The sequence below is a fragment of the Streptomyces sp. NPDC006368 genome, assembly GCF_040612535.1.
Classification (GTDB): domain Bacteria; phylum Actinomycetota; class Actinomycetes; order Streptomycetales; family Streptomycetaceae; genus Streptomyces.
Genome location: NZ_JBEXQK010000007.1, coordinates 178,234 through 202,211, shown reverse-complemented (window position 1 = coordinate 202,211; position 23,978 = coordinate 178,234). Strand labels below are relative to the sequence as shown.

Sequence of the window (23,978 nt, the reverse complement as noted above, 5' to 3'; positions counted from 1 at the left end):
GCGACGACGCGCCCGTCGATCAGCCCACCGCCGTCTTCACGGCGATTCCGCGCAAGGCCGTGGCCGGGAACCGGGCGGTTCACGGGGCCCGGCATGGCCTGAAACACCGCAACCCCCGGCATATCGCACAGAGTTATCCACAGCCGAGTGACACGACGGGTAACGGCCACAAGAATGCAGGGGTGACACCCGCCCTGAATGGTTCAGGAGCGGTGTCCGTGTTTCACGGGTGGGCCGGGCCGTCAGCCGCGCACGGCCCATGGAACGGGCCGAGGAGGGCCGGGTGACGACCTATGACGATCGAGCGAGCCTCACAGATCTGACCGCCACAGCGGAGCGTGTCCGCAGGTCGGTCGAGGGTGTGATCGAGGGCAAGCCTGAGGTCGTACGGCTTTCGCTGACCGTGCTGCTCGCCGAGGGACACCTCCTCATCGAGGATGTGCCCGGCGTCGGCAAGACCATGCTGGCCAAGGCGCTGGCGCGGTCCATCGACTGTTCGGTCCGGCGTATCCAGTTCACGCCCGACCTGCTGCCGTCGGACATCACCGGCGTCTCGATCTACGACCAGCAGCGGCGTGACTTCGAGTTCAAGCCGGGCGCGATCTTCGCCCAGATCGTGATCGGCGACGAGATCAACCGCGCCTCGCCGAAGACCCAGTCGGCGCTGCTGGAGTCGATGGAGGAGCGGCAGGTCACCATCGACGGGCAGAGCTACGAGCTGCCCAGCCCCTTCATGGTGGTGGCCACGCAGAACCCCGTCGAGATGGAGGGCACCTATCCGCTGCCCGAGGCCCAGCGCGACCGTTTCATGGCGCGGGTCTCGATCGGGTACCCGAGCCCCGAGGCCGAGCTGCAGATGCTCGACATCCACGGCTCCGTTTCGCCGCTCGACGACCTTCAGCCGGTGGCACACGCCCACGACATCGTGAAGCTGATCGACGCGGTCCGTACGGTCCACGTCGCCGACGCGATCCGGCGGTACGCCGTGGACCTCGTCGGGGCCACCCGTAACCACCCGGACCTCAGACTCGGCGCCTCGCCGCGCGCCACGCTGCATCTGCTGCGGGCCGCCAAGGCGTCCGCCGCGCTTCAGGGCCGGGACTACGCCCTGCCGGACGACGTGCAGGCTCTGGCCGTCGCCGTCCTGGCGCACCGGCTGCTGCCCACCGCGCAGGCTCAGCTGAACCGGCGCACGTCCGAGCAGGTCGTCCTGGAGATACTCCAGCGCACCCCGCTGCCGACGGCCGCGCAGCCCGGGGCCCCGCTCTACGGCCAGCACCCCGGCATACGGCGGCTGTGATGGCGGCCTCCGGGCCCGCCGCCCCGGACGGCGAGAGCACGGGCGGTGTCCGAGCCGCTCTCGGCGGGCTGACCACACGTGGCCGGTCGTTCCTCGCCGCCGGCGTCGCGGCGGCGATCTGCGCCTATGTCCTCGGCCAGGGCGACCTGCTGCGGGTCGGGCTGCTGCTCGCCGTGCTGCCACTGGTGTGCGTGGCCGTGCTGCACCGCACCCGCCACCAAGTGGCGGCCGGCAGACGGCTGAGCCCTCAGCGGGTGCCCGCCGGGGGCGAGGCGCGGGTGCATCTGCGGATCGACAACGTCTCGCGGATGCCCACGGGGCTGCTGATGCTCCAGGACCACGTGCCGTACGTGCTCGGGCCGCGGCCCCGGTTCGTGCTGGACCGGATGGACGCGGGCGGGCGGCGCGAGGTGTCGTACCGGGTCCGCTCCGACCTGCGGGGCCGCTATCCGCTCGGGCCGCTTCAGCTCCGGCTGAACGACCCGTTCGGCATGTGCGAGCTCACCCGGTCCTTCAGCGCCTACGACACGCTCACGGTCATACCGCGCACGGAGCCGCTGCCGCCGGTGCGGCTGGCGGGCGAGGCGTCGGGGTACGGCGACGGGCGGCAGCGTTCCCTGGCGCTGGCCGGCGAGGACGATGTGATCCCGCGCGGATACCGCTACGGCGACGACCTGCGGCGCGTGCACTGGCGCTCCACCGCGCGCTACGGCGAGCTGATGGTGCGCCGTGAGGAGCAGCCCCAGCGGGCCAGGTGCACGGTGCTCCTGGACACCCGGGCGGTGGCGTACCAGGGGGCGGGACCGGACTCGGCGTTCGAATGGGCGGTGTCGGGCGCGGCCTCGGTGCTGGTGCACATGCTGGAACGGGGCTTCTCCGTGCGGCTGCTGACGGACACGGGCAGTGTGCTGCCCGGGGAGGGCTCCGACGGGTTCGCGGGCGCGACCCAGGACTCCGCGGACGCCGCGGGGCTGATGATGGACACGCTCGCGGTCGTCGACCACTCCGACGGGGTGGGCCTGTCACGCGCGTACGACGTGCTGCGGGGGGCGGACGAAGGGCTGCTGGTCGCCTTCATCGGCGACCTGGACGAGGAGCAGGCGGCGGTGGTCGCCCGGATGCGGCAGCGCAGCGGCGCGGCTGTCGCGTTCGTCCTGGACAGCGGTGCCTGGCTGACCGGCGGCCCGGTGGACGGGGCCGTGCACGAGAGAACGCGGGGGCTGCGCGAGGCGGGGTGGACGGTGCCGGCCGTGCGGCCCGGGGCGTCGCTCGCCGATCTGTGGCGGCAGGCGGGGGGTGCGGCGGTGGTGCCGGGTGCGCCGGGTGGCGGTTCGACAGGGTTTTCCGGGGGTTGGTCATGAGCGGTCACGCGAGGCTGGCGCTGTGCGCGTACGCCGCCACGCTGATGGCGTCGAGCGCGCTGCTGCCGCTGGTGGGCCGGACCCACTGGATCCTCCAGGCCGCGCTGCTGCTGGCGGTCCTGAGCGGAGTGGGCGCGCTGGCCCGGCGGGTTCCGCTGGCCAGGCCGCTGACCGTGACGCTCCAGGTCGTGGTGGCGCTGGTGTTGCTGACGGTGGTCTTCGCGCGGGACCGGGCGCCGGGCGGTGTGCTGCCGGGGCCCGAGGTCTTCCAGCGCTTCGGCGCGCTGCTGGAGGCGGGCGCCGACGACGTCGGCACGTACGCGATACCGGCGCCGGTGACCGACGGGATCCGGCTGCTGCTGGTCGGCGGTGTGCTGGTGATCGGGCTGGCGGTGGACGCGCTCGCGGTCACCTTCCGCAGCGCGGCCCCGGCGGGGCTGCCGCTGCTCGCGCTGTACTCGGTGGCCGCGGGGCTGTCGGACGGCGGGGCGGCCTGGCTGTGGTTCCTGCTCGCCGCCTCCGGCTATCTGCTGCTCCTGCTGGCGGAGGGCCGGGACCGGCTCTCCCAGTGGGGGCGGGTCTTCGGCGGCGCGCCGCCGTCCCCGGGACGTAACGGGTCGGGGCTCCCCGCGCCGGGCGGGGGCTCGCGGGCTCCCCTGCGGACGGGGCGGCGCATCGGGGTGGTCACGCTGGGTATCGCGCTGGTGGTGCCGGCCGTGCTGCCGTCGCTGGGCGGCGGGCTGCTGGGCGATGCGGGACCCGGCGGCGGGAAGGGTGGCGGGGGCACGATCTCCGCCGTGAACCCTCTCGTGTCGCTCCAGGAGAGCCTGAACCAGCCTGAGGACCGGGAGGTGCTGCGGTATCGCACCAACGCGCCGGACACCTCCGACCTGTACCTGCGTCTCGTCGCGCTGGACCGGTTCGACGGCACGTCGTGGAAGTCGTCGGTGCGGCAGGTCGGCGACGTACCGCCGCAACTGCCCCGGCCGGAGGGGCTGGGCGACGACGTCGACACGTCGTCGATCACCACCAACATCTCGGCCTCCGACTCGTACGAGCAGAAGTGGCTGCCGCTGCCCTACCCGACGACCGGCATCGACATCGAGGGACGCTGGCGGTACGAGCCGGCGGGCCGGATGCTCGTCGGGGACGAGGGCCAGACGACACGCGGCACGCGGTACTCCGTGACCAGCCTGGTCGTGCGGCCGACGCCGGAGCAGCTGGCGGGTGCGGGCGCGCCGCCGTCGACGCTGGCCCGTGAGTACACCAGCGTGCCCGAGTCACTGCCGCGGGACGTGAAGGCCACGGCGCTCGAGGTCACCGAGGGCGCCGAGAACGACTACGAGCGGGCCGTCCAGCTCCAGGACTGGTTCGCCCGGGACGGCGGCTTCACCTATGACACCCAGGTGTCGTCGGGCACGGGCGTCGCGGCGATTTCCCGGTTCCTGAAGGACAAGGAGGGCTTCTGCGTCCACTTCTCGTTCTCGATGGCGGCGATGGCGCGGACGCTGGGGATACCGGCGCGGGTGGCCGTCGGGTTCACGCCCGGCACGCAGCAGGCCGACGGCGTCATGTCGGTCGGCATCCGGGACGCCCACGCCTGGCCCGAGCTGTACTTCGACGGGGTGGGGTGGATCCGGTTCGAGCCGACGCCGACGCGCGGTTCGGTGCCCGACTACACCCGGTCCCAGGCGCCGTCGGGCGGGCCGTCCAGCCCGGCGCGGCCCGAGGCGAGCGCCTCGGCGGCGCCGTCCACGGCACCGTCCGCCGATCCGGGCTGTACGCCGCAGATGCGGCGCCTGGGCGAGTGCGGCGAGGAGGAAGCGGTGGGCGCGCTGCCGCCGACCGACTCGGGTACGCCGCTGGGGACGGTCCTGCTGATCATCCTGGGCGTGGTCGCGGTGGTGCTGATACCACTGCTGCCGATGCTGTGGCGGATACGGGTCACGGCGCGCCGGCTCGGTCCCGGCGGGGGGTCCGCGCAGGACCCCGCGGCCAGGACCCTGGCGGCCTGGCGGGAGGTCGTCGACACGGCGTGGGACCACGGCATCGTGCCGGACGAGTCGCGGACACCGCGCGGGACGGCCGAGCGGCTCGTGCGTCTGGGCAAGCTGGAGGGCGAACCGGCCGAGGCGGTGCACCGGCTTGCCGGTGCGGTCGAGCAGGTGCTGTACGCGCCCCAGCCGCGCCCCGGGACGGGCCTCGCCGAGGACGCCGCCCGGGTGCGCATGGGGCTGCGGGCCGCTGCCGGCCGGGCGGCCCGGCTGCGGGCCACCCTGGCGCCCCGCTCGGCCGCACGGCTGGTGTGGGCGGCCTCGGAGCAGTGGGCGAGGGTCACCGGACGGTGGGCCGCGCACCGCCGCCGGTTCACGAACCGGTGGGCGGGCACATTGCGCCGACCGTTCCGGCAGGGCGGCTGACCGCTGCCGCGCGGGCGCAGCGCCGCTGAGCCCGGCTCGCGTGCGGGGTGCCGGTTCCCGGTCGGCCGCCGGCGGCGCGGCGCACTGCGTCGCCCGCCGCCGGCTGGCTGACCACTGCCGCGTGCGGGGCACCCCGCGCGGCGGTCACGCGTCGGCGTAGGGGCCGGGGGCGACCCGCGGCGCGGGGGCACCCCTGTCGGGAAGCGGTGGGCGTACCGCCCCGACCGCTCGGGGAAGGTGGCCACGGAGCGCGTGCGCTCGTGACACGGATGAGGGGGCGCCCGCCGGCTCGCGGCGCGGCGTCGCGCCCGTCGGGAAACGGTGGGCGTACCGCACCGACCCGCCCCGGGGGTACGGGTGAGGGGTGGCCGCTCGGAAGCGGTCACCCCTCACCCGTACAGCATGCGGTTGTCGTGCGCGGCGTGCGCTGCGCGCTCAGTGCCCCTGTTCGTCGCGGCGGCGCTGCCACCGCTGCTCGATCCGGTTCATCATCGAGCGGCGCTGTCTGGGCTGCCGACCGGGGGCCGCGCCTCCGGTGGACTGCTGCTCGCCGGGTTTGGGCGCCTTGCGCCAACCGGTGACCGCCAGGACCGCACAGCCGAGCATGACGAGAAAACCCACCACGCTGATCCAGATCTGCTGGGCGACCATTCCGGCCATGAGGAGCGCGATACCCACCAGAAAGCCAGCGACCGCCTGGTAGACCCGTCGCCGGGTGTACGTACGCAGCCCGCTTCCCTCGAGCGCTGTCGCGAACTTGGGATCTTCGGCGTACAGCGCTCGCTCCATCTGCTCGAGCATTCGCTGCTCGTGCTCCGAGAGCGGCACGGAGTCCTCCTCGTCGTCGGTCGCGGGGGGCGACCGGTATGCGGCCCTTTCAGGATAGGCAGGGAATCGCCCCCGTGAAACCCGCCCTCTATGCCAATTCACCAATCGGGCCGCCATGCCGGTTCGGCTGGTGAGGCGTAGATTCCCCGTCCTCCGATCCGTCATGCCGGATGGTGTCCCTCGATCATACGGGGAACCCGCGGCGATCGGGGGGCCTGTGACGTACTCCGTACGCCGCTGCGCCGCTGATCAGCCCGCTACGGGCGTCAGCCGCGCTTTTCGCCCAGCACGTGCAGCTGGGTGGCGACCGAATGGAACGCGGGCAGCTCGGCGGCGGCCGCTTCGAGGCGCAGGAGCGCGTCGAGCGCGCCCGGCTCGGTGTCCACCAGGACGCCGGGGACCAGGTCGGCGAAGACGCGCACTCCGTGCACCGCGCCGACCTCCACTCCGGCGGCGTCGACGACCTCGGTGAGCTGCTCGGCGGTGAAGCGGCGGGGCACCGGGTCGCCCTCGCCCCAGCGGCCGGCCGGGTCGGTCAGCGCGCGCCGGGCTTCGGTGAAGTGGCCGGCGAGGGCCCGGGCCAGGACGGCACCGCCGAGCCCGGCCGCGAGCAGGCTCAGCGCACCGGCGGGGCGCAGGGCCTCGACGGCGTGGCGCACGCCCTCGGCGGGGTCGTCCACGTACTCCAGGACGCCATGGCAGAGCACCGCGTCGTATCCACCGGGCTCGACGACGTCGAAGAGGCCGTGGATGTCGCCCTGGACGCCGCGGACCCGGTCGGCGACCCCGGCCTCGGCGGCCCGGCGCTCCAGCGCGAACAGCGCGTTGGGGCTGGGGTCGACGACGGTGACGCGGTGGCCGAGCAGGGCGACGGGCACGGCGAAGTTGCCGCTGCCGCCGCCCGTGTCCAGGACGTCCAGGCAGTCCTTCCCGGTCGCCTTGGCCCGGCGGTCGAGGGCGTCCTCGAGTACGTCCCAGACCACGGCGGTACGAAGGGAGGCGCGGGGGCGCTGCGGGTCGGACACGGCAGTTGACTCCTCGGGAGGGTTGCGGACGCTTCCCACCCTATGGCCTCACGCACCGTCTCCGGTCATCCCGTGGCGCCCTCCGTACCGGGCCGCCCGGTGCGGGGCTGCGGCAGTGTGGGGTGGAGCATGAGCAGCCGCTCCACCAGACGTACGAACACGGCCACGTCCCGGATGAGGTCGTCGGCGTCGCGGGGTCCGGCGGCGCCCTGGATACCCGCCTCCGCGCGGGCCCGGCGGGCGGCTCCGGAGGCGAACAGGGCGCTCCACTCGGTCAACTCGGGCGCGATCTCGGGGAGCACCTCCCACGCGCTGCGTATCTGCTGCCGCTTGCGCGGGGTGGCTTCGGGACGGCCTCGGGCGGCGAGCACGGCTGCGGCGGTGCGCAGGGCGGCGAGGTGGGCCGTGGCGTACCGCTCGTTGGGGGTGTCGAGGGTGCTCGCCTCCGCGAGGCCGGCGTGGGCCTGGGCGAGCAGATCGAGGGCGGCGGGTGGGGCGGAGGCGCGGCGCAGCACGGGATGGACGTCGCGCGCTGGTGCCTTCGAGTCGGCCATGGCGAACCTCCTGTCGTCGCGTGACGGCACTGTGGCCGTATGTGTCCATCGTGCAGGGCGGCACTGACAATCGGTCGTGAGCTGGGGTTTTGCTTCGTTCGCGCGTTCGGAGTAACTTTTTGCACTGACTGGTCAGTTCAAAGAAGGGGGGGCCGTGAGGAGCGAGCAGAGCCGCGACAGCCAGGACGGTGCCGACGACACCGACCGCGCCGACACCGACCGCGACGACGCCGACCACGCTGAGTCCGACGAGCGCACCGGCGACGTCGCCGGTGACGCCACCGAGGGCACGCGCGAGGCCGCCGAGGGCACGCGCGAGGCCGCCGAGGGGGCGGAAACGCGCGCCGCGAGAACCTCCTCCGAAGGCCCGGATGCCCGCCCGGAGGGCACGGACACCCAGGCGACCGCGCAGAGCGCTCCGCAGAGCACCACACAGGGCGAAGCCAGGAGCGCGGGCAAGGACGCCGGGAGGAGCGGCCGGGAGAGCGCCACGAAGAGCTCCCCCGCTGCTCCCGCACCCGCCGAAGCGGCGCGCGGCGCGGCGATCGTCGCCGAGGGCTTCGGGCTGAAGGGACCCCGTGGCTGGGTCTTCCGGGGCGTCGGCGTGGACGCCGCGCCCGGGTCGCTCGTCACCATCGAGGGACCGTCCGGCTCCGGCCGCACCTGCCTGCTGCTGGCGCTCACCGGCCGCATGCGCCCCACCGAGGGCCATGCCGAGGTCGCCGGCCTGCCCCTGCCGCGCCAGATGGCCGCCGTACGCCGGATCAGCGCGCTGGGCCACGTTCCCGGTGTCGACGATCTCGACCCGGCGTTCACCGTCGCCGAGCACCTGCACGAGCGTGCCCTGCTGCAGCGCCGGTTCGACGCCTCGCCGCTCGCCCTGGTGCGCCGGATGCTGCGCCCCCGCGCCGAGCGGATCGCGGCCTCCCGGGCCCGTATCGAGGCCGCGTTGCGGGCGGCCGGTCTGGACCTGGACGCGCTCCCCAAGGGCGAGCGCACCTCCGTGCGCGACCTGGAGCGGCTGGAGGCGTTGCGGCTGTCCATCGCCCTCGCGCTGATCGGCGAGCCGCGCCTGCTGGCCGTCGACGACGCGGACCTCAAGCTCTCCGACGCCGCCCGCGGCGAGGCCTGGGCGCTGCTGCGGTCCATCGCCGACAGCGGCACCACCGTGCTGGCCGTGTGCGGCGAGGCGCCGCGGGACGGGGCCACCATCACCATCCGCACCACCGAGGAGGGGGCGGCCGATGCGCTCGCCGAAACTGGCCGCGCTTGAGCTGAAGCGGTTCGGCAGGGGAAAGCTGCCGCGTGCCGCACTCGTCGCGATCCTGCTGCTGCCGCTGCTGTACGGCGCGCTGTACCTGTGGTCCTTCTGGGACCCGTACGGCAGGCTCGACAAGATCCCGGTGGCCCTGGTCAACGAGGACAGGGGGGCCACCGCCGACGGCAAGAAGGTCAACGCCGGTGACGACATCACCAGGGGCCTGCGCGAGAGCAAGGTCTTCGACTGGCGCGAGGTGAGTGACGCCGAGGCCCGCGAGGGCGTGGAGAAGGGCACGTACTACCTGTCCCTGACCATGCCCGCGGACTTCAGCGAGCGCATCGCCTCCAGCTCCGGCGACGCCCCGGAAACCGGCGCACTGAAGGTGCGTACGAACGACGCGAACAACTACATCGTCGGCCAGATCTCGCGGACCGTGTTCTCCGAGGTGCGCACAGCGGCGTCGACGAAGTCGTCCCGTACCTTCCTGGACAAGATCTTCATCTCCTTCTCCGACATCCATGACGCGACCGAGAAGGCCGCCAAGGGCGCCGACCAGGTGAAGGACGGCGTCGGCCGGGCGAAGAAGGGGTCCGAGGACCTGGCCAACGGCCTCAGGGACGCCAAGGAGGGCAGCGGCAAGCTGGCCGGTGGCCTGAAGTCGCTCGACGAGGGCGCGGGCAAGGTCGAGACCGGCGCCAGGCGGGTCGCCGCGGGCACCCAGACGCTGGCCGACAAGGTCAACGGCGTCGCCGCCGACGTCCGCCCGTACCTCAAGGACAACGGCAAGAAGATCGGCGACTCGGCGCGGCTGGTCTCCGACCTGTCGCAGGCCATGCGCCACAACCTGGACCACATCGTGAAGGTGGGCCCCGTCGCGCGCGAGGGCGCCCACAAGGCGTCCGGCAAGCTGGACGCCCGCTACAAGGAGCTCTGCGAGGACGCGGCGCTCCCGGACGCCAAGTGGTGCGAGGCCATGAAGGACGCGAAGGTCGCCGCCGCGGACGTGGCGAAGATCGCGGACGACCTCCACACGCTGGCCGAGGACGGCAACGGCGACCTGAAGAAGCTGGACGCGCAGCTGGCCGACCTCCAGAAGAAGGCCGACGCCCTCGCCAAGCGGGCACCGAACCTGGACAGCGACCTGAGGGACGCCGTCAAGAAGATCAATGAGCTGAACGCCGGTGCCCACGCGGTCGCCACGGGCGCCGACAAGGTGCACACGGGGCTGACCGGTGCCAAGGCGGGCTCCAGCGCCCTCGACACCGGTGTCGGCAAGCTCAAGAAGGGCGCCGGGGAACTGGACGGCGGCCTGTTCAAGCTCGCCGACGGGTCCACCGATCTGGCGGCCGGCCTCAACGAGGGCGTCGGCAAGATCCCCGACTACGACAAGGAGGACCGCGACCGCCGCACCGAGGTGATGGCCGACCCGGTCCGGCTCGCCTCGCAGTCGCTGCACAAAGCGCCCAACTACGGCACCGGTTTCGCCCCGTACTTCATCCCGCTCTCCCTCTGGGTGGGCGCCATGGTGGCGTACATGCTGATCCAGCCGCTCAACCGGCGCGCGCTCGCCGCGGGCGCCTCCGCCTGGCGGATCGCGCTGGCCGGCTGGCTGCCGGTCGCCGCCGTCGGCCTCCTCCAGGTGGCGGCCCTGATGTCCGTCCTGCACTGTGGGCTGGGGCTGAAAATGGCGCACGCCGCCGGAACGGTGGGCTTCCTGGCGCTGGTGACCTGCTGCTTCGCGGCGATCATCCAGTGGCTGAACGCCCGCTTCGGCGCGGCCGGCCGCATCCTGGTGCTGGCCCTGCTGATGCTCCAGCTGACCTCGGCCGGGGGTACCTACCCCGTACAGACCAGTCCGGGCTTCTTCAACGCGATCCACCCCTTCCTGCCGATGACGTACGTCGTCGAGGCCCTGCGCCGGCTCATCACCGGCGGCGGAGTCGGCCCGGTCTGGCAGGCGTGCGCGGTCCTGGCCGCCTTCACCGCCGGGGCCCTCGCGCTGACGGCTCTCTCCGCCCGCCGCAAGCAGGTGTGGACCCTGGACCGCCTGCACCCGGAGCTGAGCCTGTGAAGCCCCTGAAACCTGCCGGACCTGTGACAATCGTCGCCATGGACACCCAGAGCAGCAGACGGCAGGCCACCCGCGCCAAGCTCTACGAGGCCGCCGTGACCCTCATCGCCGAGCAGGGCTTCTCGGCGACGACGGTGGACGAGATCGCGGAGCGCGCCGGGGTGGCCAAGGGCACCGTCTACTACAACTTCAAGAGCAAGACGGAGCTGTTCGAGGAGTTGCTGCGCCACGGTGTCGGCCTGCTCACGGCATCCCTGCGGGCCGCCGCCGACGAGACGGCGGCACGCGGGGGCACCAAGGTCGAGGCGCTGGACGCGATGATCCGGGCGGGCCTGCTCTTCATCGACCGCTACCCGGCCTTCACGCAGCTGTACGTGGCCGAACTGTGGCGCACCAACCGGGCCTGGCAGTCCACCCTCCTGGTGGTACGTCAGGAGGCGGTCGCCGTCGTGGAGACGGTGCTGCGGGAAGGCGTGGAGGCCGGCGAGCTGAGCGACGAGATCGACATCCCGCTGACCGCCGCCGCGCTGGTCGGGATGGTGCTGGTGGCGGCGCTGGACTGGCAGGCCTTCCAGAGCGAGCGGTCCATCGACGACGTGCACGCCGCGCTGTCACGGCTGCTGCACGGGCGCGTGAGCGGACGCGTGTAGGGGGCGGCCGGACGGTCCGTGGCCCCTCGGGGACACGCCGGAGGGCACACACGGAGAAGCCGGTCCGGCCGGGCTCGATCCCCCCGAGCCCGGCCGGACCGGCGTTTCCCCCGTTTCCCCCGTGTCCCCCGATCTTTCTCCGTTCCCCCGTCTCCCCGTCCCCCCGCTCCGGCAGGTGCGCGGTGCCGTTCCGCCGCCCCGTGTCGGCGGTCCGGCGCCGCGCCCCTTCCGTGGTCCCCACTCTGCCGTCCCGGCAGGTCGCGGCCCATCCGCGCATCTACTCATCTCGGCGGCTAGGTACGGGTACTCAGTCCTCCGCTTTCCCGCCCGGACGCGGCGCCGTCAGTGGTGGCCGATAAGGTCCCTGACATGGCACGGATTGCAGTGATCGGCGCCGGGATGGGCGCCATGGCGGCAGCTGCCCGGCTGGCTGTGGCAGGCCACCGGGTGACGGTGTACGAGCGCGCGGAGACGTACGGCGGCGCGGTCGGCCGGTTCGAGCGGGACGGGTTCGCGTTCGACACCGGACCGGGTCTGCTCCATCTGCCCGCGGTGTACCGGGACCTGTTCGTCAAGACCGGCAAGGAGCCGCTGGAGCGGTGCGTCGAGCTGACCCAGGTCGACCCCGCGAGCCGGCACGTCTTCGCCGACGGCACGGCCGTGTCCCTGCCCAACGCCTCCCGGGCCGGCACCGTCTCGGCGCTGGACGCCGCGCTCGGTGCGGGCGCGGGTGAGCGGTGGGGTGACTTCCTCAACCGCGCTCGCGAGGCGTGGGACCGCTCGCGACGGCCCCTGCTGGAGGAGCCGCTGCCGGCCGACGTGTCGCGGTTCGCGCGTGACCCGTACCCGGCGCCGAGGACCGGGCTGCTGCGCAGGTCAGCGACGACGCTCGCCGAGGTCGGCCGCCGGGAGCTGCGCGACCCGAGGCTGGCGGCGCTCTTGGAGGGCTACGCGCTCTCGTACGGTTTCGACCCGGCCACCGCTCCGCCCTCCGCCGCCGTACTGCCCTACATGGAGCAGACCTTCGGGAGCTGGTACGTGACGGGCGGCATCCGGGCGCTGGCGGACGCGGTGTACGAGCGGTGCCTGGCGCGGAGGGTCGCGTTCGTCTTCGGCGCCGAGGTGACCGGTGTCGTGGTGAGGGACGGCCGGGCCGTGGGGGTGGAGTGCGCCGGCGGTGAGCCCGTCGACGCGGACCACGTGGTGGCGGGCGCCCCCGTGCCGGCCCTCTACCGCGACCGGGTGGTGGGGCGGGACGCGCCGGGCGAGCACCCCCGCCGCCAGGCCCTACGCACCGGGCGGGTCACCGTGTGCCTGGCGCTGCGAGGCGCTCGCCCCTCGGACGCCGTGCACCGGACGGTGGTCCACTCCGCCGACCGGGACGGCGAGCTGGACGCGCTCGCCCGGGGACAGCTGCCCGGGCGGCCGACCGTGACGGTGCTGCGTCCCGGCGACGCGCTGCTGTGCCCGGACGAGGACCACGAGTCGGTGACGGTCACGGCCACCGTGTCGGCGGGCGGTGACGGAGCCCCGGAGACCCTGTGGGCCGGCGCCGGGGAGGCGGGGGTGGCCGCTTTCGCCGACCGGATGGTGGAGGCGGCGCAAGCGGCCGTGCCGGGGTTGCGGGAACGGCTGCTGTGGCGTCAGGTGCGCACGCCCGCCGACACGTTCCGCGAGACGGGCGTGTACGAGGTGCCCGGTCCGGCCCTGGCGGGGGCGGGCGGCGCGCTGCTGCCCGCCGCCAACCCGGCGCCGCTGCCCGGGCTGTACTTCGCCGGCGGCTGGGCCCACCCGGGCGGGGGGCTCGCGCACGCCGGGATGTCGGGCGCGCTGGTCGCCGGGCTGATCGTGGAGGGCGCGGACTTCCGCGGCTCCCGGTAGCGGCTTGCCGGGCGCCGCGGGCGGGCGGGTCCGGCGCCTCCGGGGAGCGGGTGACGCGGCTGCTCGGAGCGGCGTGCGCGGCTCCCGGTGACCGCCGGTCCGCTCCGGGAGCGCTGCCCGGTCGTCAGTAGCGGTACTGCGGGTCGTTGGGGTCGTACCCGTACGGCGAGGGCTGCTCCTGGGGCGGCGGGGGCACCTGCTGCTCCCCGTCGCGCTGCTGCGGCACCCAGATCCCGCCCGGCGGCGTGTCGACGCCGTACTGGCCGGCGTTGGGGTCGGCGTACTGCTGCCGGTCCGTGCCGTAGTCGTACGCGCCGTACGACGGGGCCTCGGCGCTGGGGCCGATGTACGGGTCGGAGTACGCCGCGTACTGCTGGTGCCCGGTGCCGTAGTCGTACGGCGCGGTGTAGGTGTACGCGTCCTGCTGTTCGTACCCCGTCTGGGCGTACGTCCCGAAGCCGGCGCCGTCGTACGAGGCGGTCGAAGGGGCCTGGTCGTCCTGGGCGGTCTGCTCGGCGCCGTAACCGGTGGGGCCCGTGTAGACGCCGTACTGCCCGGTCTCGTCCGGCAGCGGCTGCGGCTCGTAGACGGAGGTGGTGTCGGCGGGCGATGACGCGGGCCCGGGCCCCTGCCCCTCGTAGTCGATGCCCGTGACCTCCAGCGTGGGGCCGGCGGCTGCGGCGGCGCCGGACCGCGCCTTGCGGCGACGGCTCGCGCCGGGTTTGCCGCCGAGCGCCCAGCCGGTCGAGAAGCCGCGCCGGAAGGACAGCGTGACGTACGTCTGGCCGACCGCGAACGCGAGGGCACCCACGACGATCACCACGACGGAGGGCAGCAACACGCCCACCACCACGCCCAGGAAGCCGACGAAGGCGATCAGCCGCCAGCGCAGCCGCGCCTTGTACTGCAGGAGCACCTCGCCGAGCAGCCACAGCGCGACGACACCGAACGCGATGTAGAGGACCGTCCAGCCCATGCCCGCCCCTCTCATTCGGCCGCCGCCCCGGGACGTGGCGGGTACGGCCGGTCAGGACTGCTGGTGCAGTCCGAGATTTTCGTAGATCTCGAGCGTCGCGGTGGAGTTGTTGAGCGTGATGAAGTGCAGCCCGGGGACACCCTCCGAGAGCAGACGTGCGCAGAACTCCGTTGCGAACTCGATACCAATGGAGCGTACAGCGGCCGGATCGTCCTTGACGGCGAGGATCCGCTCTTTCAGCGCGGGCGGGAAGTGGGCGTTGCTGAGCTGAGCGAACCGTTCGATCTGCTTGACGCTGGTGACCGGCATGATCTCGGGGATGATCGGCGTCTCGCAGCCCTTGGCCGCGACCCGGTCGCGCAGCCGAAGATAATCCTCCGGATCGAAGAACATCTGGGTGATCGCGTAGTCGGCGCCGGCCCGGCACTTGTCCACGAAGTGGTGGATGTCCGCGTCCCAGTCGGTGGAGCGCGGGTGCATCTCGGGGAAGGCCGCGACGCCCACGCAGAAGTCGCCTGACTCCTTGATCAGCCGGACGAGGTCGGCGGCGTACCGCACGCCCTGGGGGTGCGGGACCCACTCGCCCATCGGGTCGCCGGGCGGGTCGCCCCGGACGGCGAGGATGTTCCGGATGTCGGCGTCGGCGTACTGGCCGATCATGTTGCGCAGCTCGGCGATGGTGTGGTTGACCGCGGTGAGGTGCGCGACGGGGGTGAGCGTGCTGTCGGCGGCGATCTGCTCGGTGGCCTTGACCGTCCCGGCGCGGGTGGACCCGCCGGCTCCGTACGTCACGGAGACGAAGCTGGGGGCCACCGCCTCGACCCGGCGCAGCGCGTCCCAGAGGTTCCGCTCGCCCTTCTCGGTCTTGGGCGCCCAGAACTCGAAGGAGTACGTCGTGCCGGTCGCGAGCAGATCGCGCACGGTGCGGGCGCGATCCGTCCTGGTGGAGGGTGTGCCGAGGGCCATACCGGCAGGTTAGCCAGGGTGGGGCGGTCACCCAACCGGAGCAGGGGAAATCGCCCGATTTGCCGGGTTGTTGTCCATCCTTCGGACACCTGACGGTTCGCAGCGCCGCCGAAAGGCTCAGGGACCGGGTTGGTGTCCCACCCCTCGGACACCTGCGGCCATATAGCGGATCGGAACGGCGTCAGCCGGCCGCTCCGACACGGTCAGGCGGCGGCGCGCTCGCGTATCCGCTCGGCCAGGGCGGCGGTGGCCGACGCCGGGTCGTCGGCCTCGGTGATCGCCCGTACGACGACGATCCTGCGGGCACCGGCGTCCAATACCTCGTCCAGGTTGCCCGCGTCGATGCCGCCGATCGCGAACCAGGGCCGCTCCTGGCCCAGCGAGGCGGCGTACCGCACGAGGTCCAGCCCCGGCGCGTAACGCCCCGGCTTGGTGGGCGTGGGCCAGCACGGTCCCGTGCAGAAGTAGTCGACGCCCGGCTCGGCGGCCGCCACGTCCACCTCCGCCTCGGCGTGCGTGGAGCGGCCGATCAGGATCCGCTCGCCCAGGATGGCGCGGGCCGCGGGGACCGGCAGGTCGCCCTGGCCCAGGTGCAGGACGTCGGAGCCGATGGCGTGCGCCACGTCGGCCCGGTCGTTCACCGCGAGCAGCTTGCCGTGGCGGCGGCAGGCGTCCGCGAACACCGCCAGGTGCTCCAGTTCCTCGCCGGCCTCCATGCCCTTGTCGCGCAGCTGGACGATGTCCACGCCCGAGGAGAGCACGGCGTCCAGGAACGCGGGGAGGTCACCCTGCCGCCTGCGGGCGTCCGTGCACAGGTAGAGCCGGGCGTCGGACAGGAGCGCGCGTGCGGTGGACATGGGTGTTCCCCCCGGGTGCGGTGGTGTGCGGGCCGGGCCCGGGCAACGACGGCCCGGCCCGGCCCGTACACCACCTGGTGTCGGTGTCGGTTCAGTGCGTCAGACGGCGAGCGCCTGGGCGCGGCGCTTCACCTCCGTGCCGCGATTCTCGCTGAGCGCCTGCACGGGCGTGCCCGGCAGGGTCGGGTCGGGAGTGAAAAGCCACTCCAGCATCTCTTCGTCGGTGAAGCCGTCGTCCTTCAGCAGCGTCAGGGTCCCCGCGAGACCCTTGACGACCTTGCCGTCCTTGATGAAGGCGGCGGGCACCTGCAGCGTCCGGTTCTCACCGCGCCGCACGGCGATCAGCTGGCCCTCCTTGACCAGCTGGCGCACACGCGTCACCTCGACATTCAGCATTTCCGCGATGTCGGGCAGGTGGAGCCAGGCAGGGACGAGAGCATCGATCTTTGCGTCAATCTCGGTCACGGGACAAGCGTGCCATCCCGGACTGACACTCGGTACCCGGCTACGCCCGTGCTGCGGCCTTCAGGGGGACGGAGGGGTCCGCGACGCGCGCCGGGTCGAGCGGCTCGCCCGATTCGATCAGCTTGCGCCCCTGCGCCAGATCACGCGGCCGGCCGACCGCCAGCAGCGCCACCAGGGCACCGTCACGCAGCCACACCACCGACCAGGAGGCGCCGGCCGGGTCGCCCCGCCACACCATCGCGTCGGCCGACGCGTGATGGCCGGCGTACTGCACGAAGCGGCCGAACTGCTCGGACCAGAAGTACGGCACCGGGTCGTACGCGCGCGGCACCTCGCCCACGATGGCGGCGGCGACCGTGCGCGGCCCCTGGAGGGCGTTGTCCCAGTGGTGCACCAGCAGCCGCTCGCCGTAGCGGGCGGAGGGGAAGGAGGCGCAGTCCCCGACGGCGTACACATCGGGCACCGACGTGCGCAGATGGTCGTCGGCGACGATCGCGCCGGCCTCGTCGAGCGTGACGCCCGAACCGGCGAGCCAGTCGGTGGCGGGGCGGGCGCCGATGCCGACGACCACGGCCCCGGCCGGCAGCAGCCTGCCGTCCTCCAGGGCCACCTCGCCGGGCTCGACACGGGCCACGCGTGCGTGCGTGAGGAGCTGGGCGCCGTTCTCCTCGTACCAGGCGGCCATCGGGGCGGCGGCCTCGGCGGGCAGCGCGCCCGCGAGCGGCCGGTCGGCGGCCTCGACGACGGTCACCGCGCACCCCGCCTCGCGCGCGGCCGTCGTGAACTCGGCGCCGATCCAGCCGGCGCCGACGACCACGATGTCGTGCTTGTCGACCAGGACGGGGCGCAGCCGTTCGGCGTCGTCCAGGGTGCGCAGCAGGTGGACGCCGGGGACGCCCTCGCAGCCGGGCAGCGCGAGGGGCACGGCGCCCGTCGCCACGACCAGGACGTCGTAGGGCACGGGGCCGGCCTCGGTGTCGATCTCGTGCGCGTCGGGGCGCAGTCCGGTGACCTCCAGGCCGAGGCGCAGTTCGATGCCGAGGGCCTCGAAGTCCACCTCGAAGGCCGAGCCCTCCGCCGTGCCCAGCAGCACCGCCTTGGACAGCGGTGGCCGGTCGTACGGCTGGTGCGGCTCGGCGCCGATCAGCAGCAGCGGGCCGGCGAAGCCCTGCTCGCGCAGCGCGACGGCGGTCTGCACGCCGGCCATCCCCGCGCCGACGACGACGACACGCCGCCCGGCCGCCGACCCGTCCGCCGCCGACCCGTCCGCCGCCCCGCCCGCGACGGGGCCTCCCGTCGCGGGACCTCCCGCCGCGGGTGCCTCGCCCGGCAGTCCCTCGTCACGCGGCCGGTCTGCATTCATACGCTCGCTCACCCGATCACCTTACGTAGCTGACGTGACGTCAGGAAGTAGCTGCTCGACGACGCTCGTGCCGCTCCCCTCCTGCGACTCCCATTCCCAGGCCTCCTCCAGCCGAACGCGGCCGTCCGGAAGGTCCACCACCGTGGAGACGCAGTGCCCGGACGCCGTCCCTCCGTCGCGCTCGAGCTGCACGTACCGGAAGTCGAGCCGGTCCCCCGCGCGCGTGCCGGCGAGCTGTCCGCGTACGACGTCGCCGCCCGCGTACTCCGCCCGGATCCGGCCGTCCTGCTCGTGGTAGGCGAAGCGGGTCCGCGTACCGACCTGTCCCGGCGATCGGTCGGCGACGGGAGCGAGGACGAGGCCGCCGAGCGAGCGGGCCACTGCGAGGGCTCCCCTACTGAGAGTTGAGGGGTGGGGTTAGTCTGGCCACCGTAGAGCACTCGCGGGAGCCCGGACGCACTGGGCTGAGAGGGAGGCTGGGACGGCCTCCGACCGTACGAACCTGATCCGGGTCATGCCGGCGAAGGGAGGGGCTGGACGCCCATGCATCCACGTACGAGACCGGATGTCCTCGTCATCGGGGGCGGAATCATCGGCCTGGTCACGGCCTGGCGGGCGGCGCAGCGGGGGTTGCGCACCGCCGTCGTCGATCCCGAGCCGGGCGGCGGGGCCGCCCGGGTGGCGGCGGGCATGCTCGCCGCGGTCACCGAGCTCCACTACGGCGAGGAGACCCTCCTCGGCCTCAACCTGGCGTCGGCGCGCCGCTACCCCGGCTTCGTCGCCGAGCTCCAGGACGCGGCGGGCGGGGCGGACGTCGGCTACCGCGCGTGCGGCACGCTCGCCGTCGCCCTGGACGCCGACGACCGCGCGCACCTGCGGGAGCTGCACGCGCTGCAGAGCCGCTCGGGCCTGGAGTCCGAGTGGCTGAGCGGGCGCGAATGCCGGCGTCTGGAGCCCATGCTCGCGCCGGGCGTGCGCGGCGGGCTGCGGGTGGACGGCGACCACCAGGTCGATCCGCGGCGGCTCGCGGCGGCGCTGGTCGCCGCGTGCGAGCGGGCCGGGGTGGACTTCCACCGCACCTGGGCGGACCGGCTGCTGGTGGTACGGCACCGGGCGGCGGGCGCCGGCCTCCGCGACGGGGGGGAGCTGGCCGCCGGACAGGTGGTGCTGGCGGCGGGGAGCCTGAGCGGCAGGCTCGACGGCGTACCGGACGACGTGCTGCCGCCGGTGCGGCCGGTCAAGGGGCAGGTGCTGCGGCTGACGGTGCCTCCCGCGTACGCGCCGTTCCTGTCGCGGACGGTCCGCGCGGTGGTGCGCGGCAGCCACGTCTATCTGGTGCCGCGCGCGAACGGCGAGCTCGTCCTCGGCGCGACCAGCGAGGAGCTCGGCTGGGACACGACGGTCACGGCCGGCGGGGTGTACGAGCTGCTGCGCGACGCCCATGAGCTGGTGCCGGGCATCACCGAGCTGCCGCTGACCGAGACCCGCGCGGGGCTGCGGCCCGGCTCCCCCGACAACGCGCCGCTGCTCGGCCCGACCGCGCTGCCCGGGCTGCACCTGGCGACCGGGCACTACCGCAACGGGGTGCTGCTGACGCCCGTCACGGGTGACGTGATGGCCGAGGTGCTGACCACCGGGGAGCTCCCTCAGGAGGCCCGCGCCTTCGCCCCCGCCCGTTTCCCGTCCCTCTCCCCGGTAGGAGTGTCATGAACGTCTCCGTGAACGGCGAGGCCCGGCGGCTCGCTGGCCCCACCACGCTCGACGCCCTGGTCGCCACCCTCACCACCGCGCCGTCCGGTGTCGCCGCCGCCGTCAACGAGACGGTCGTGCCGCGCGGCCAGTGGGCCGGGACCCTGCTCGACGAGGGCGACCGGGTCGAGGTCCTCACCGCGGTCCAGGGGGGCTGAACCATGGCCGACGACCGTCTGACCATCGCCGGGACCACCTTCGACTCCCGGCTGATCATGGGTACGGGCGGGGCGCCCAGCCTCGACGTCCTGGAGCGCTCCCTCGCGGCCAGCGGCACCGAACTGACGACCGTGGCGATGCGCCGCCTCGACCCGACCGTCCAGGGTTCGGTCCTGTCCGTCCTCGACAAGCTGGGCATCCGTGTCCTGCCGAACACGGCCGGCTGCTTCACCGCGGGCGAGGCCGTGCTGACGGCCCGGCTCGCGCGGGAGGCGCTCGGAACGGACTGGATCAAGCTGGAGGTCGTCGCCGACGAGCGGACGCTGCTGCCCGACCCCATCGAACTGCTCGACGCGGCGGAGACCCTCGTCGACGACGGCTTCACGGTCCTGCCCTACACGAACGACGACCCGGTGCTGGCGCGCAAGCTGGAGGACGTCGGCTGCGCCGCGATCATGCCGCTCGGATCGCCGATCGGCTCGGGGCTCGGGATCCGCAACCCGCACAACTTCCAGCTGATCGTCGAGCACGCGCGCGTGCCGGTGATCCTGGACGCGGGCGCCGGCACCGCGTCCGACGCGGCGCTGGCCATGGAGCTGGGGTGCGCGGCGGTGATGCTGGCGTCGGCGGTGACCCGTGCGCAGGAGCCGGTGCTGATGGCCGAGGCGATGCGGCACGCGGTCGGGGCGGGGCGGCTGGCGTACCGGGCGGGACGCATTCCGCGACGGCACTTCGCGGCGGCGTCCTCGCCGGTGGAGGGGCGGGCGGTGCTGGACCCGGAACGCCCGGCGTTCTGACGCGTTCCCCGGCGCCCCGCGCCCTTTGCTACGGGGTCTCCGTCCCCGGGTCCCATGGGGGTGTTCGTCCGTGGGGCCGGCGCCCCGCCCCCGCCCGCCCGCGGCAGCGCGCCGCGCGCTCGGCGCCTCCGACCCGCCGGCCCGCTCGCGGGCTCGCCGAACCCGGGAGGCCGTACCCGCCGGCCCGCCACGCGAAGGCCGCGACCCGGGCCGGCGCCGCTCGGGCGCCCCGGGCCCCCGAGCGGTCGGCCCCGAGTGGCGACGCCATGGCGCGGCGGCGGCCTGAGCCCATCCGCCGGCGCGGCGGTCGTTCGTGCGGGCCGCGCCCCCGAGCGCGACGCCACGGCGCGGGCCGCGATGGCCGGGGCCGTCCGTCCGTTGCCGCCCCGGCGCCCGTGCGGGCCGGGGCACGGCCGGGGTGTCACAGGTCGGCTGCAGTCGTCGCGGTGCGTGCACAGGCGCGGCGGGGGTGTCGGCGGGGGCTCGTAGACTCGTGCGGGTGGATACGACCCTGCACGACCCGCTCGTGGGCCAGCTGCTCGACGGCCGCTACCGAGTCGAGGCGCGCATCGCCGTCGGGGGCATGGCCACGGTGTACCGGGCGCTGGACACCCGGCTCGACCGGGTGCTCGCGCTGAAGGTGATGCACCCCGCCCTCGCGACGGACGCGACCTTCGTCGAGCGGTTCATCCGCGAGGCCAAGTCCGTCGCGCGCCTGTCCCACCCGAACGTGGTCGGGGTCTTCGATCAGGGCGCCGACGGGGCGTACGTCTACCTGGCGATGGAGTACGTCGCCGGGTGCACCCTGCGCGACGTGCTGCGCGAGCGGGGCGCGCTCCAGCCGCGGGCCGCGCTCGACATCCTGGAGCCGGTGCTCGCCGCGCTCGGCGCCGCACACCTGGCCGGGTTCGTGCACCGGGACATGAAGCCGGAGAACGTCCTGATAGGCGACGACGGCCGGGTCAAGGTCGCCGACTTCGGTCTCGTACGGGCCGTCGGCGCCGCCACCAACACCACCGGCTCCGTCCTCGGCACCGTCTCCTACCTGGCGCCGGAGCAGATCGAGCACGGCACCGCCGACACCCGCGCCGATGTGTACGCGTGCGGGGTCGTCCTGTACGAAATGCTGACCGGCGCCAAGCCGCACTCGGGTGACACGCCCGCCCAGGTCCTCTACCGGCACCTGAACGCCGATGTGCCGCCACCGTCCGCCGCCGCCCCCGGGCTCGCCGTCGAGCTGGACGAGCTGGTGGCGAGCGCCACCGCCCGCAACCCGGAGGTCCGCCCGCACGACGCCGTGGCGCTCCTCGCGCAGACCCGCGAGGCCCGCGCCGCGCTCGGCGACGAACAGCTCGACCTCGTCCCGCCGCGGGCACGGGCCACCGAGGGCGGTGACGTCGGCTCCGAGAACGTGACGAGCGTGATCGCGCGGCCCCTGCCGAGCCCGCAGGAGGCCGTGCGGCACACCAGCCGCCTGGAGATGCCCGCACGGCACGAGGGGCAGCCGGTGCGCCCGCCGCACGCGGCGCCCCGCCGCAGACCCGGCCGCGGCCCCGTCACGGCGCTGGTCGCCGTCCTCCTCGTCCTCTGCGTCGGGGCGGGTGTCTGGTACATCAACTCCGGACAGTTCACGCGCGTCCCACCGGTCCTGGGCCGGCCCCAGGCCCAGGCGGAGCAGCGGCTCGCGGACGCCGGGCTCGACGTGAAACGCGTCAGGCGTGACTTCAGCAGCGCCTATGAGCGCGGCACGATCATGGCCACCGACCCCGCCCCCGGCGAGCGGATCCGTGGCAACGGCTCCGTGACGCTCACCGTCTCCCGCGGCCCCGAGGTCGTGAAGGTCCCCGACCTCAAGGGCAAGCCGCTGGCCGAGGCCAGGCGGGAGCTGACCAGGGCGGGCCTGGCCCCGGGGGTCGTCACCAAGGCGTTCAGCCAGGAGATCGGGCAGGGCTCGGTCATCAGCACCGACCCGGAGCCCGGCACCGAGCGCGCCCCCGACTCCGCCGTCACCCTCGTCGTCAGCAAGGGCGCCCCCGTCGACGTCCCCGACGTGACCGGTGACCCGGTCGAGGTCGCCACCCGTACGCTGGAGGACGCCGGTTTCGCCGTGCAGCTCGCGGCCGACAGGGTCCACTCCCCCGAGGACGCGGGCGCCGTCGCCCGGCAGAGCCCGGCGGAGGGCGGCAAGGCGGCCAAGGGCGACACGATCACACTGACCGTCTCCAAGGGCCCCCGCATGGTCGACGTCCCGGACGTCACCGGGGACCAGGTCGACGACGCCCGGCGCGAGCTGGAGGCGGCCGGCTTCCAGGTGAAGGTCGAGAAGACCTTCCCGTTCCTCGGTGACACCGTGAGCGGCCAGTCGGTCGAGGGCGGCGAGCAGGCGCCCGAGGGCAGCACCATCACCATCAAGACCAAGGGAATCTGACCACACATGCGCAACCCCGTCGGCGGCCATGTCCCCGTGGCCGGCGGCCTCGCCAGGACCGGCCTCTCGTACGCCCGCGAGCTGGGCGCCGAAACCGTCCAGGTCTTCGTCGCCAATCCGCGCGGCTGGGCGACGCCCGCCGGGAACCCCGCGCAGGACGAGCTGTTCCGCGCGGAGTGCGCCGCCGAGGGCATACCGGCGTACGTCCACGCCCCCTACCTGATCAACTTCGGCTCCCACACCGAGGCGACCGTCGAGTTCTCGGTGACGTCCCTGCGCCACTCGCTGCGCCGGGCCCGGGACATCGGCGCGCTCGGCGTGGTGGTGCACACCGGGTCGGCGACCGGGGGCCGCCCCCGCGAGGAGGCCCTCGCGCAGGTGCGGACCCACATGCTGCCGCTGCTGGACGAGCTGACGCACGACGACGACCCGTTCCTGCTGCTGGAGTCGACGGCCGGGCAGGGCTCCTCGCTCTGCTCCCGGACCTGGGACTTCGGCCCGTACTTCGAGGCTCTCGACGCCCATCCCAAGCTGGGTGTCTGCCTGGACACCTGCCACATCTTCGCGGCCGGGCACGACCTCACGGGTGAGAACGGCATGCGGCGGACGCTCGACCTGCTGGTGGAGACGGTCGGCGAGGGACGGCTGAAGCTCATCCACGCCAACGACTCCAAGGACGTCGTGGGCGCCCACAAGGACCGCCACGCGAACATCGGCGCGGGCCACATCGGCGAGGAGCCGTTCCGGGAGCTGCTGCGTCATCCGGCGACGGAGGGGGTACCCCTGATCATCGAGACGCCCGGCGGCAAGGAGGGGCACGCGGCGGACATGGAGCGGCTGAAGAAGCTGCGGTGACGGCGCGCCGCG

21 protein-coding genes and 1 riboswitch are annotated in these 23,978 nt (G+C 73.8%); of the genes, 12 read left to right on the top strand and 9 right to left on the bottom strand.

What is annotated here, in order from left to right:
• Window positions 1-283 precede the first annotated feature (283 nt).
• From ABZZ38_RS09010 to ABZZ38_RS09000, 3 genes are read left to right on the top strand one after another with little or no spacing between them, the layout of a single operon-like run.
• The gene (locus tag ABZZ38_RS09010) at window positions 284-1,300 is read left to right on the top strand and encodes a MoxR family ATPase (RefSeq protein WP_356737274.1); all 1,017 of its coding nucleotides are present in this window, start codon (window positions 284-286) and stop codon (window positions 1,298-1,300) included.
• Window positions 1,300-2,661 carry a DUF58 domain-containing protein gene (locus ABZZ38_RS09005; protein WP_356737272.1) on the top strand — a complete coding sequence of 454 codons (1,362 nt, stop codon included), beginning with the start codon at window positions 1,300-1,302 and terminating at the stop codon, window positions 2,659-2,661. Before ABZZ38_RS09010 ends, ABZZ38_RS09005 begins: the two co-directional genes overlap by 1 nt.
• On the top strand, window positions 2,658-5,081 hold the full coding sequence (locus ABZZ38_RS09000; RefSeq protein ID WP_356737270.1) for a DUF3488 and transglutaminase-like domain-containing protein: 2,424 nt from the start codon (window positions 2,658-2,660) through the stop codon (window positions 5,079-5,081). The genes ABZZ38_RS09005 and ABZZ38_RS09000 overlap by 4 nt, the downstream gene beginning before the upstream one ends.
• 435 nt (window positions 5,082-5,516) lie before the next feature.
• On the opposite strand, the gene ABZZ38_RS08995 is transcribed toward ABZZ38_RS09000, so the two are convergent.
• The 3 genes from ABZZ38_RS08995 to ABZZ38_RS08985 all read right to left on the bottom strand — a co-directional run bounded on the left by ABZZ38_RS08995 (window position 5,517) and on the right by ABZZ38_RS08985 (window position 7,488).
• The gene (locus ABZZ38_RS08995) at window positions 5,517-5,909 is read right to left on the bottom strand and encodes a DUF3040 domain-containing protein (RefSeq protein ID WP_356737268.1); all 393 of its coding nucleotides are present in this window, start codon (window positions 5,907-5,909) and stop codon (window positions 5,517-5,519) included.
• A gap of 266 nt (window positions 5,910-6,175) precedes the next feature.
• The gene (locus ABZZ38_RS08990) at window positions 6,176-6,934 is read right to left on the bottom strand and encodes a methyltransferase (protein WP_356737266.1); all 759 of its coding nucleotides are present in this window, start codon (window positions 6,932-6,934) and stop codon (window positions 6,176-6,178) included.
• Between the two features lie 65 nt (window positions 6,935-6,999).
• A complete protein-coding gene (locus ABZZ38_RS08985) occupies window positions 7,000-7,488 on the bottom strand; it encodes an SAV_6107 family HEPN domain-containing protein (RefSeq protein ID WP_356737264.1) in 489 nt (162 codons plus the stop codon).
• 544 nt (window positions 7,489-8,032) lie between these two features.
• Here ABZZ38_RS08985 and ABZZ38_RS08980 point away from each other — a divergent pair.
• The 4 genes from ABZZ38_RS08980 to ABZZ38_RS08965 all read left to right on the top strand — a co-directional run bounded on the left by ABZZ38_RS08980 (window position 8,033) and on the right by ABZZ38_RS08965 (window position 13,351).
• Window positions 8,033-8,761 carry an ATP-binding cassette domain-containing protein gene (locus ABZZ38_RS08980; RefSeq protein WP_356737305.1) on the top strand — a complete coding sequence of 243 codons (729 nt, stop codon included), beginning with the start codon at window positions 8,033-8,035 and terminating at the stop codon, window positions 8,759-8,761.
• Complete coding sequence (locus ABZZ38_RS08975; protein WP_356737262.1) at window positions 8,733-10,820, top strand: YhgE/Pip domain-containing protein; 2,088 nt, start codon at window positions 8,733-8,735, stop codon at window positions 10,818-10,820. The genes ABZZ38_RS08980 and ABZZ38_RS08975 overlap by 29 nt, the downstream gene beginning before the upstream one ends.
• Before the next feature lie 38 nt (window positions 10,821-10,858).
• Window positions 10,859-11,470: a TetR/AcrR family transcriptional regulator gene (locus ABZZ38_RS08970; protein ID WP_356737260.1), complete on the top strand. Its 612-nt coding sequence runs from the start codon at window positions 10,859-10,861 to the stop codon at window positions 11,468-11,470.
• Window positions 11,471-11,839: 369 nt separating this feature from the next.
• On the top strand, window positions 11,840-13,351 hold the full coding sequence (locus tag ABZZ38_RS08965) for an NAD(P)/FAD-dependent oxidoreductase (RefSeq protein ID WP_356737258.1): 1,512 nt from the start codon (window positions 11,840-11,842) through the stop codon (window positions 13,349-13,351).
• Between the two features lie 124 nt (window positions 13,352-13,475).
• Here ABZZ38_RS08965 and ABZZ38_RS08960 read toward each other — a convergent pair whose 3' ends face one another.
• The 6 genes from ABZZ38_RS08960 to ABZZ38_RS08935 form a co-directional block, all read right to left on the bottom strand.
• On the bottom strand, window positions 13,476-14,327 hold the full coding sequence (locus ABZZ38_RS08960; RefSeq protein ID WP_356737256.1) for a hypothetical protein: 852 nt from the start codon (window positions 14,325-14,327) through the stop codon (window positions 13,476-13,478).
• Window positions 14,328-14,378: 51 nt separating this feature from the next.
• Complete coding sequence (gene metF, locus ABZZ38_RS08955; RefSeq protein WP_356737254.1) at window positions 14,379-15,293, bottom strand: methylenetetrahydrofolate reductase [NAD(P)H]; 915 nt, start codon at window positions 15,291-15,293, stop codon at window positions 14,379-14,381.
• Window positions 15,294-15,496: 203 nt separating this feature from the next.
• Window positions 15,497-16,150, bottom strand: coding sequence for a thiamine phosphate synthase (gene thiE / locus ABZZ38_RS08950; protein ID WP_356737253.1), 654 nt, complete (start codon window positions 16,148-16,150; stop codon window positions 15,497-15,499).
• Window positions 16,151-16,249: 99 nt separating this feature from the next.
• Window positions 16,250-16,615, bottom strand: coding sequence for an Rv2175c family DNA-binding protein (locus ABZZ38_RS08945; protein WP_356737251.1), 366 nt, complete (start codon window positions 16,613-16,615; stop codon window positions 16,250-16,252).
• Window positions 16,616-16,655: 40 nt separating this feature from the next.
• Entirely contained in the window at window positions 16,656-17,822 is a 1,167-nt protein-coding gene (locus ABZZ38_RS08940) for an FAD-dependent oxidoreductase (protein ID WP_356737303.1), read from the bottom strand.
• 177 nt (window positions 17,823-17,999) lie between these two features.
• Window positions 18,000-18,359, bottom strand: a complete 360-nt coding sequence (locus ABZZ38_RS08935; RefSeq protein ID WP_356737249.1) for a hypothetical protein — start codon at window positions 18,357-18,359, stop codon at window positions 18,000-18,002.
• 51 nt (window positions 18,360-18,410) lie between these two features.
• A riboswitch (TPP riboswitch) is annotated at window positions 18,411-18,524 on the top strand.
• Here ABZZ38_RS08935 and thiO point away from each other — a divergent pair.
• From thiO to ABZZ38_RS08910, 5 genes are all read left to right on the top strand, one after another.
• Complete coding sequence (gene thiO, locus ABZZ38_RS08930; protein ID WP_356737247.1) at window positions 18,522-19,688, top strand: glycine oxidase ThiO; 1,167 nt, start codon at window positions 18,522-18,524, stop codon at window positions 19,686-19,688. Its footprint overlaps the riboswitch before it by 3 nt.
• Window positions 19,685-19,885 (top strand): sulfur carrier protein ThiS, encoded by a 201-nt coding sequence (gene thiS / locus ABZZ38_RS08925; protein ID WP_356737245.1) that lies wholly within the window; start codon window positions 19,685-19,687, stop codon window positions 19,883-19,885. Before thiO ends, thiS begins: the two co-directional genes overlap by 4 nt.
• 3 nt (window positions 19,886-19,888) lie before the next feature.
• Window positions 19,889-20,683, top strand: coding sequence for a thiazole synthase (locus ABZZ38_RS08920; protein ID WP_356737243.1), 795 nt, complete (start codon window positions 19,889-19,891; stop codon window positions 20,681-20,683).
• 499 nt (window positions 20,684-21,182) lie between these two features.
• Window positions 21,183-23,111, top strand: a complete 1,929-nt coding sequence (gene pknB, locus ABZZ38_RS08915; RefSeq protein WP_356737241.1) for a Stk1 family PASTA domain-containing Ser/Thr kinase — start codon at window positions 21,183-21,185, stop codon at window positions 23,109-23,111.
• Window positions 23,112-23,117: 6 nt separating this feature from the next.
• A complete protein-coding gene (locus ABZZ38_RS08910) occupies window positions 23,118-23,966 on the top strand; it encodes a deoxyribonuclease IV (RefSeq protein WP_356737239.1) in 849 nt (282 codons plus the stop codon).
• The last annotated feature ends 12 nt before the right edge of the window (window positions 23,967-23,978 follow it).

What these genes read in the sequence shown, in the direction of transcription:
- ABZZ38_RS09005 (WP_356737272.1), top strand. Translation starts at nt 1,300, where the DNA reads ATGGCGGCCTCCGGGCCCGCCGCCCCGGACGGCGAGAGCACGGGCGGT.
- ABZZ38_RS09000 (WP_356737270.1), top strand. Translation starts at nt 2,658, where the DNA reads ATGAGCGGTCACGCGAGGCTGGCGCTGTGCGCGTACGCCGCCACGCTG.
- ABZZ38_RS08985 (WP_356737264.1), bottom strand. Translation starts at nt 7,488, where the DNA reads ATGGCCGACTCGAAGGCACCAGCGCGCGACGTCCATCCCGTGCTGCGC.
- ABZZ38_RS08975 (WP_356737262.1), top strand. Translation starts at nt 8,733, where the DNA reads ATGCGCTCGCCGAAACTGGCCGCGCTTGAGCTGAAGCGGTTCGGCAGG.
- ABZZ38_RS08970 (WP_356737260.1), top strand. Translation starts at nt 10,859, where the DNA reads ATGGACACCCAGAGCAGCAGACGGCAGGCCACCCGCGCCAAGCTCTAC.
- ABZZ38_RS08965 (WP_356737258.1), top strand. Translation starts at nt 11,840, where the DNA reads ATGGCACGGATTGCAGTGATCGGCGCCGGGATGGGCGCCATGGCGGCA.
- ABZZ38_RS08960 (WP_356737256.1), bottom strand. Translation starts at nt 14,327, where the DNA reads ATGGGCTGGACGGTCCTCTACATCGCGTTCGGTGTCGTCGCGCTGTGG.
- metF (WP_356737254.1), bottom strand. Translation starts at nt 15,293, where the DNA reads ATGGCCCTCGGCACACCCTCCACCAGGACGGATCGCGCCCGCACCGTG.
- thiE (WP_356737253.1), bottom strand. Translation starts at nt 16,150, where the DNA reads ATGTCCACCGCACGCGCGCTCCTGTCCGACGCCCGGCTCTACCTGTGC.
- ABZZ38_RS08940 (WP_356737303.1), bottom strand. Translation starts at nt 17,822, where the DNA reads ATGGCCGGCGTGCAGACCGCCGTCGCGCTGCGCGAGCAGGGCTTCGCC.
- thiO (WP_356737247.1), top strand. Translation starts at nt 18,522, where the DNA reads ATGCATCCACGTACGAGACCGGATGTCCTCGTCATCGGGGGCGGAATC.
- thiS (WP_356737245.1), top strand. Translation starts at nt 19,685, where the DNA reads ATGAACGTCTCCGTGAACGGCGAGGCCCGGCGGCTCGCTGGCCCCACC.
- ABZZ38_RS08920 (WP_356737243.1), top strand. Translation starts at nt 19,889, where the DNA reads ATGGCCGACGACCGTCTGACCATCGCCGGGACCACCTTCGACTCCCGG.
- ABZZ38_RS08910 (WP_356737239.1), top strand. Translation starts at nt 23,118, where the DNA reads ATGCGCAACCCCGTCGGCGGCCATGTCCCCGTGGCCGGCGGCCTCGCC.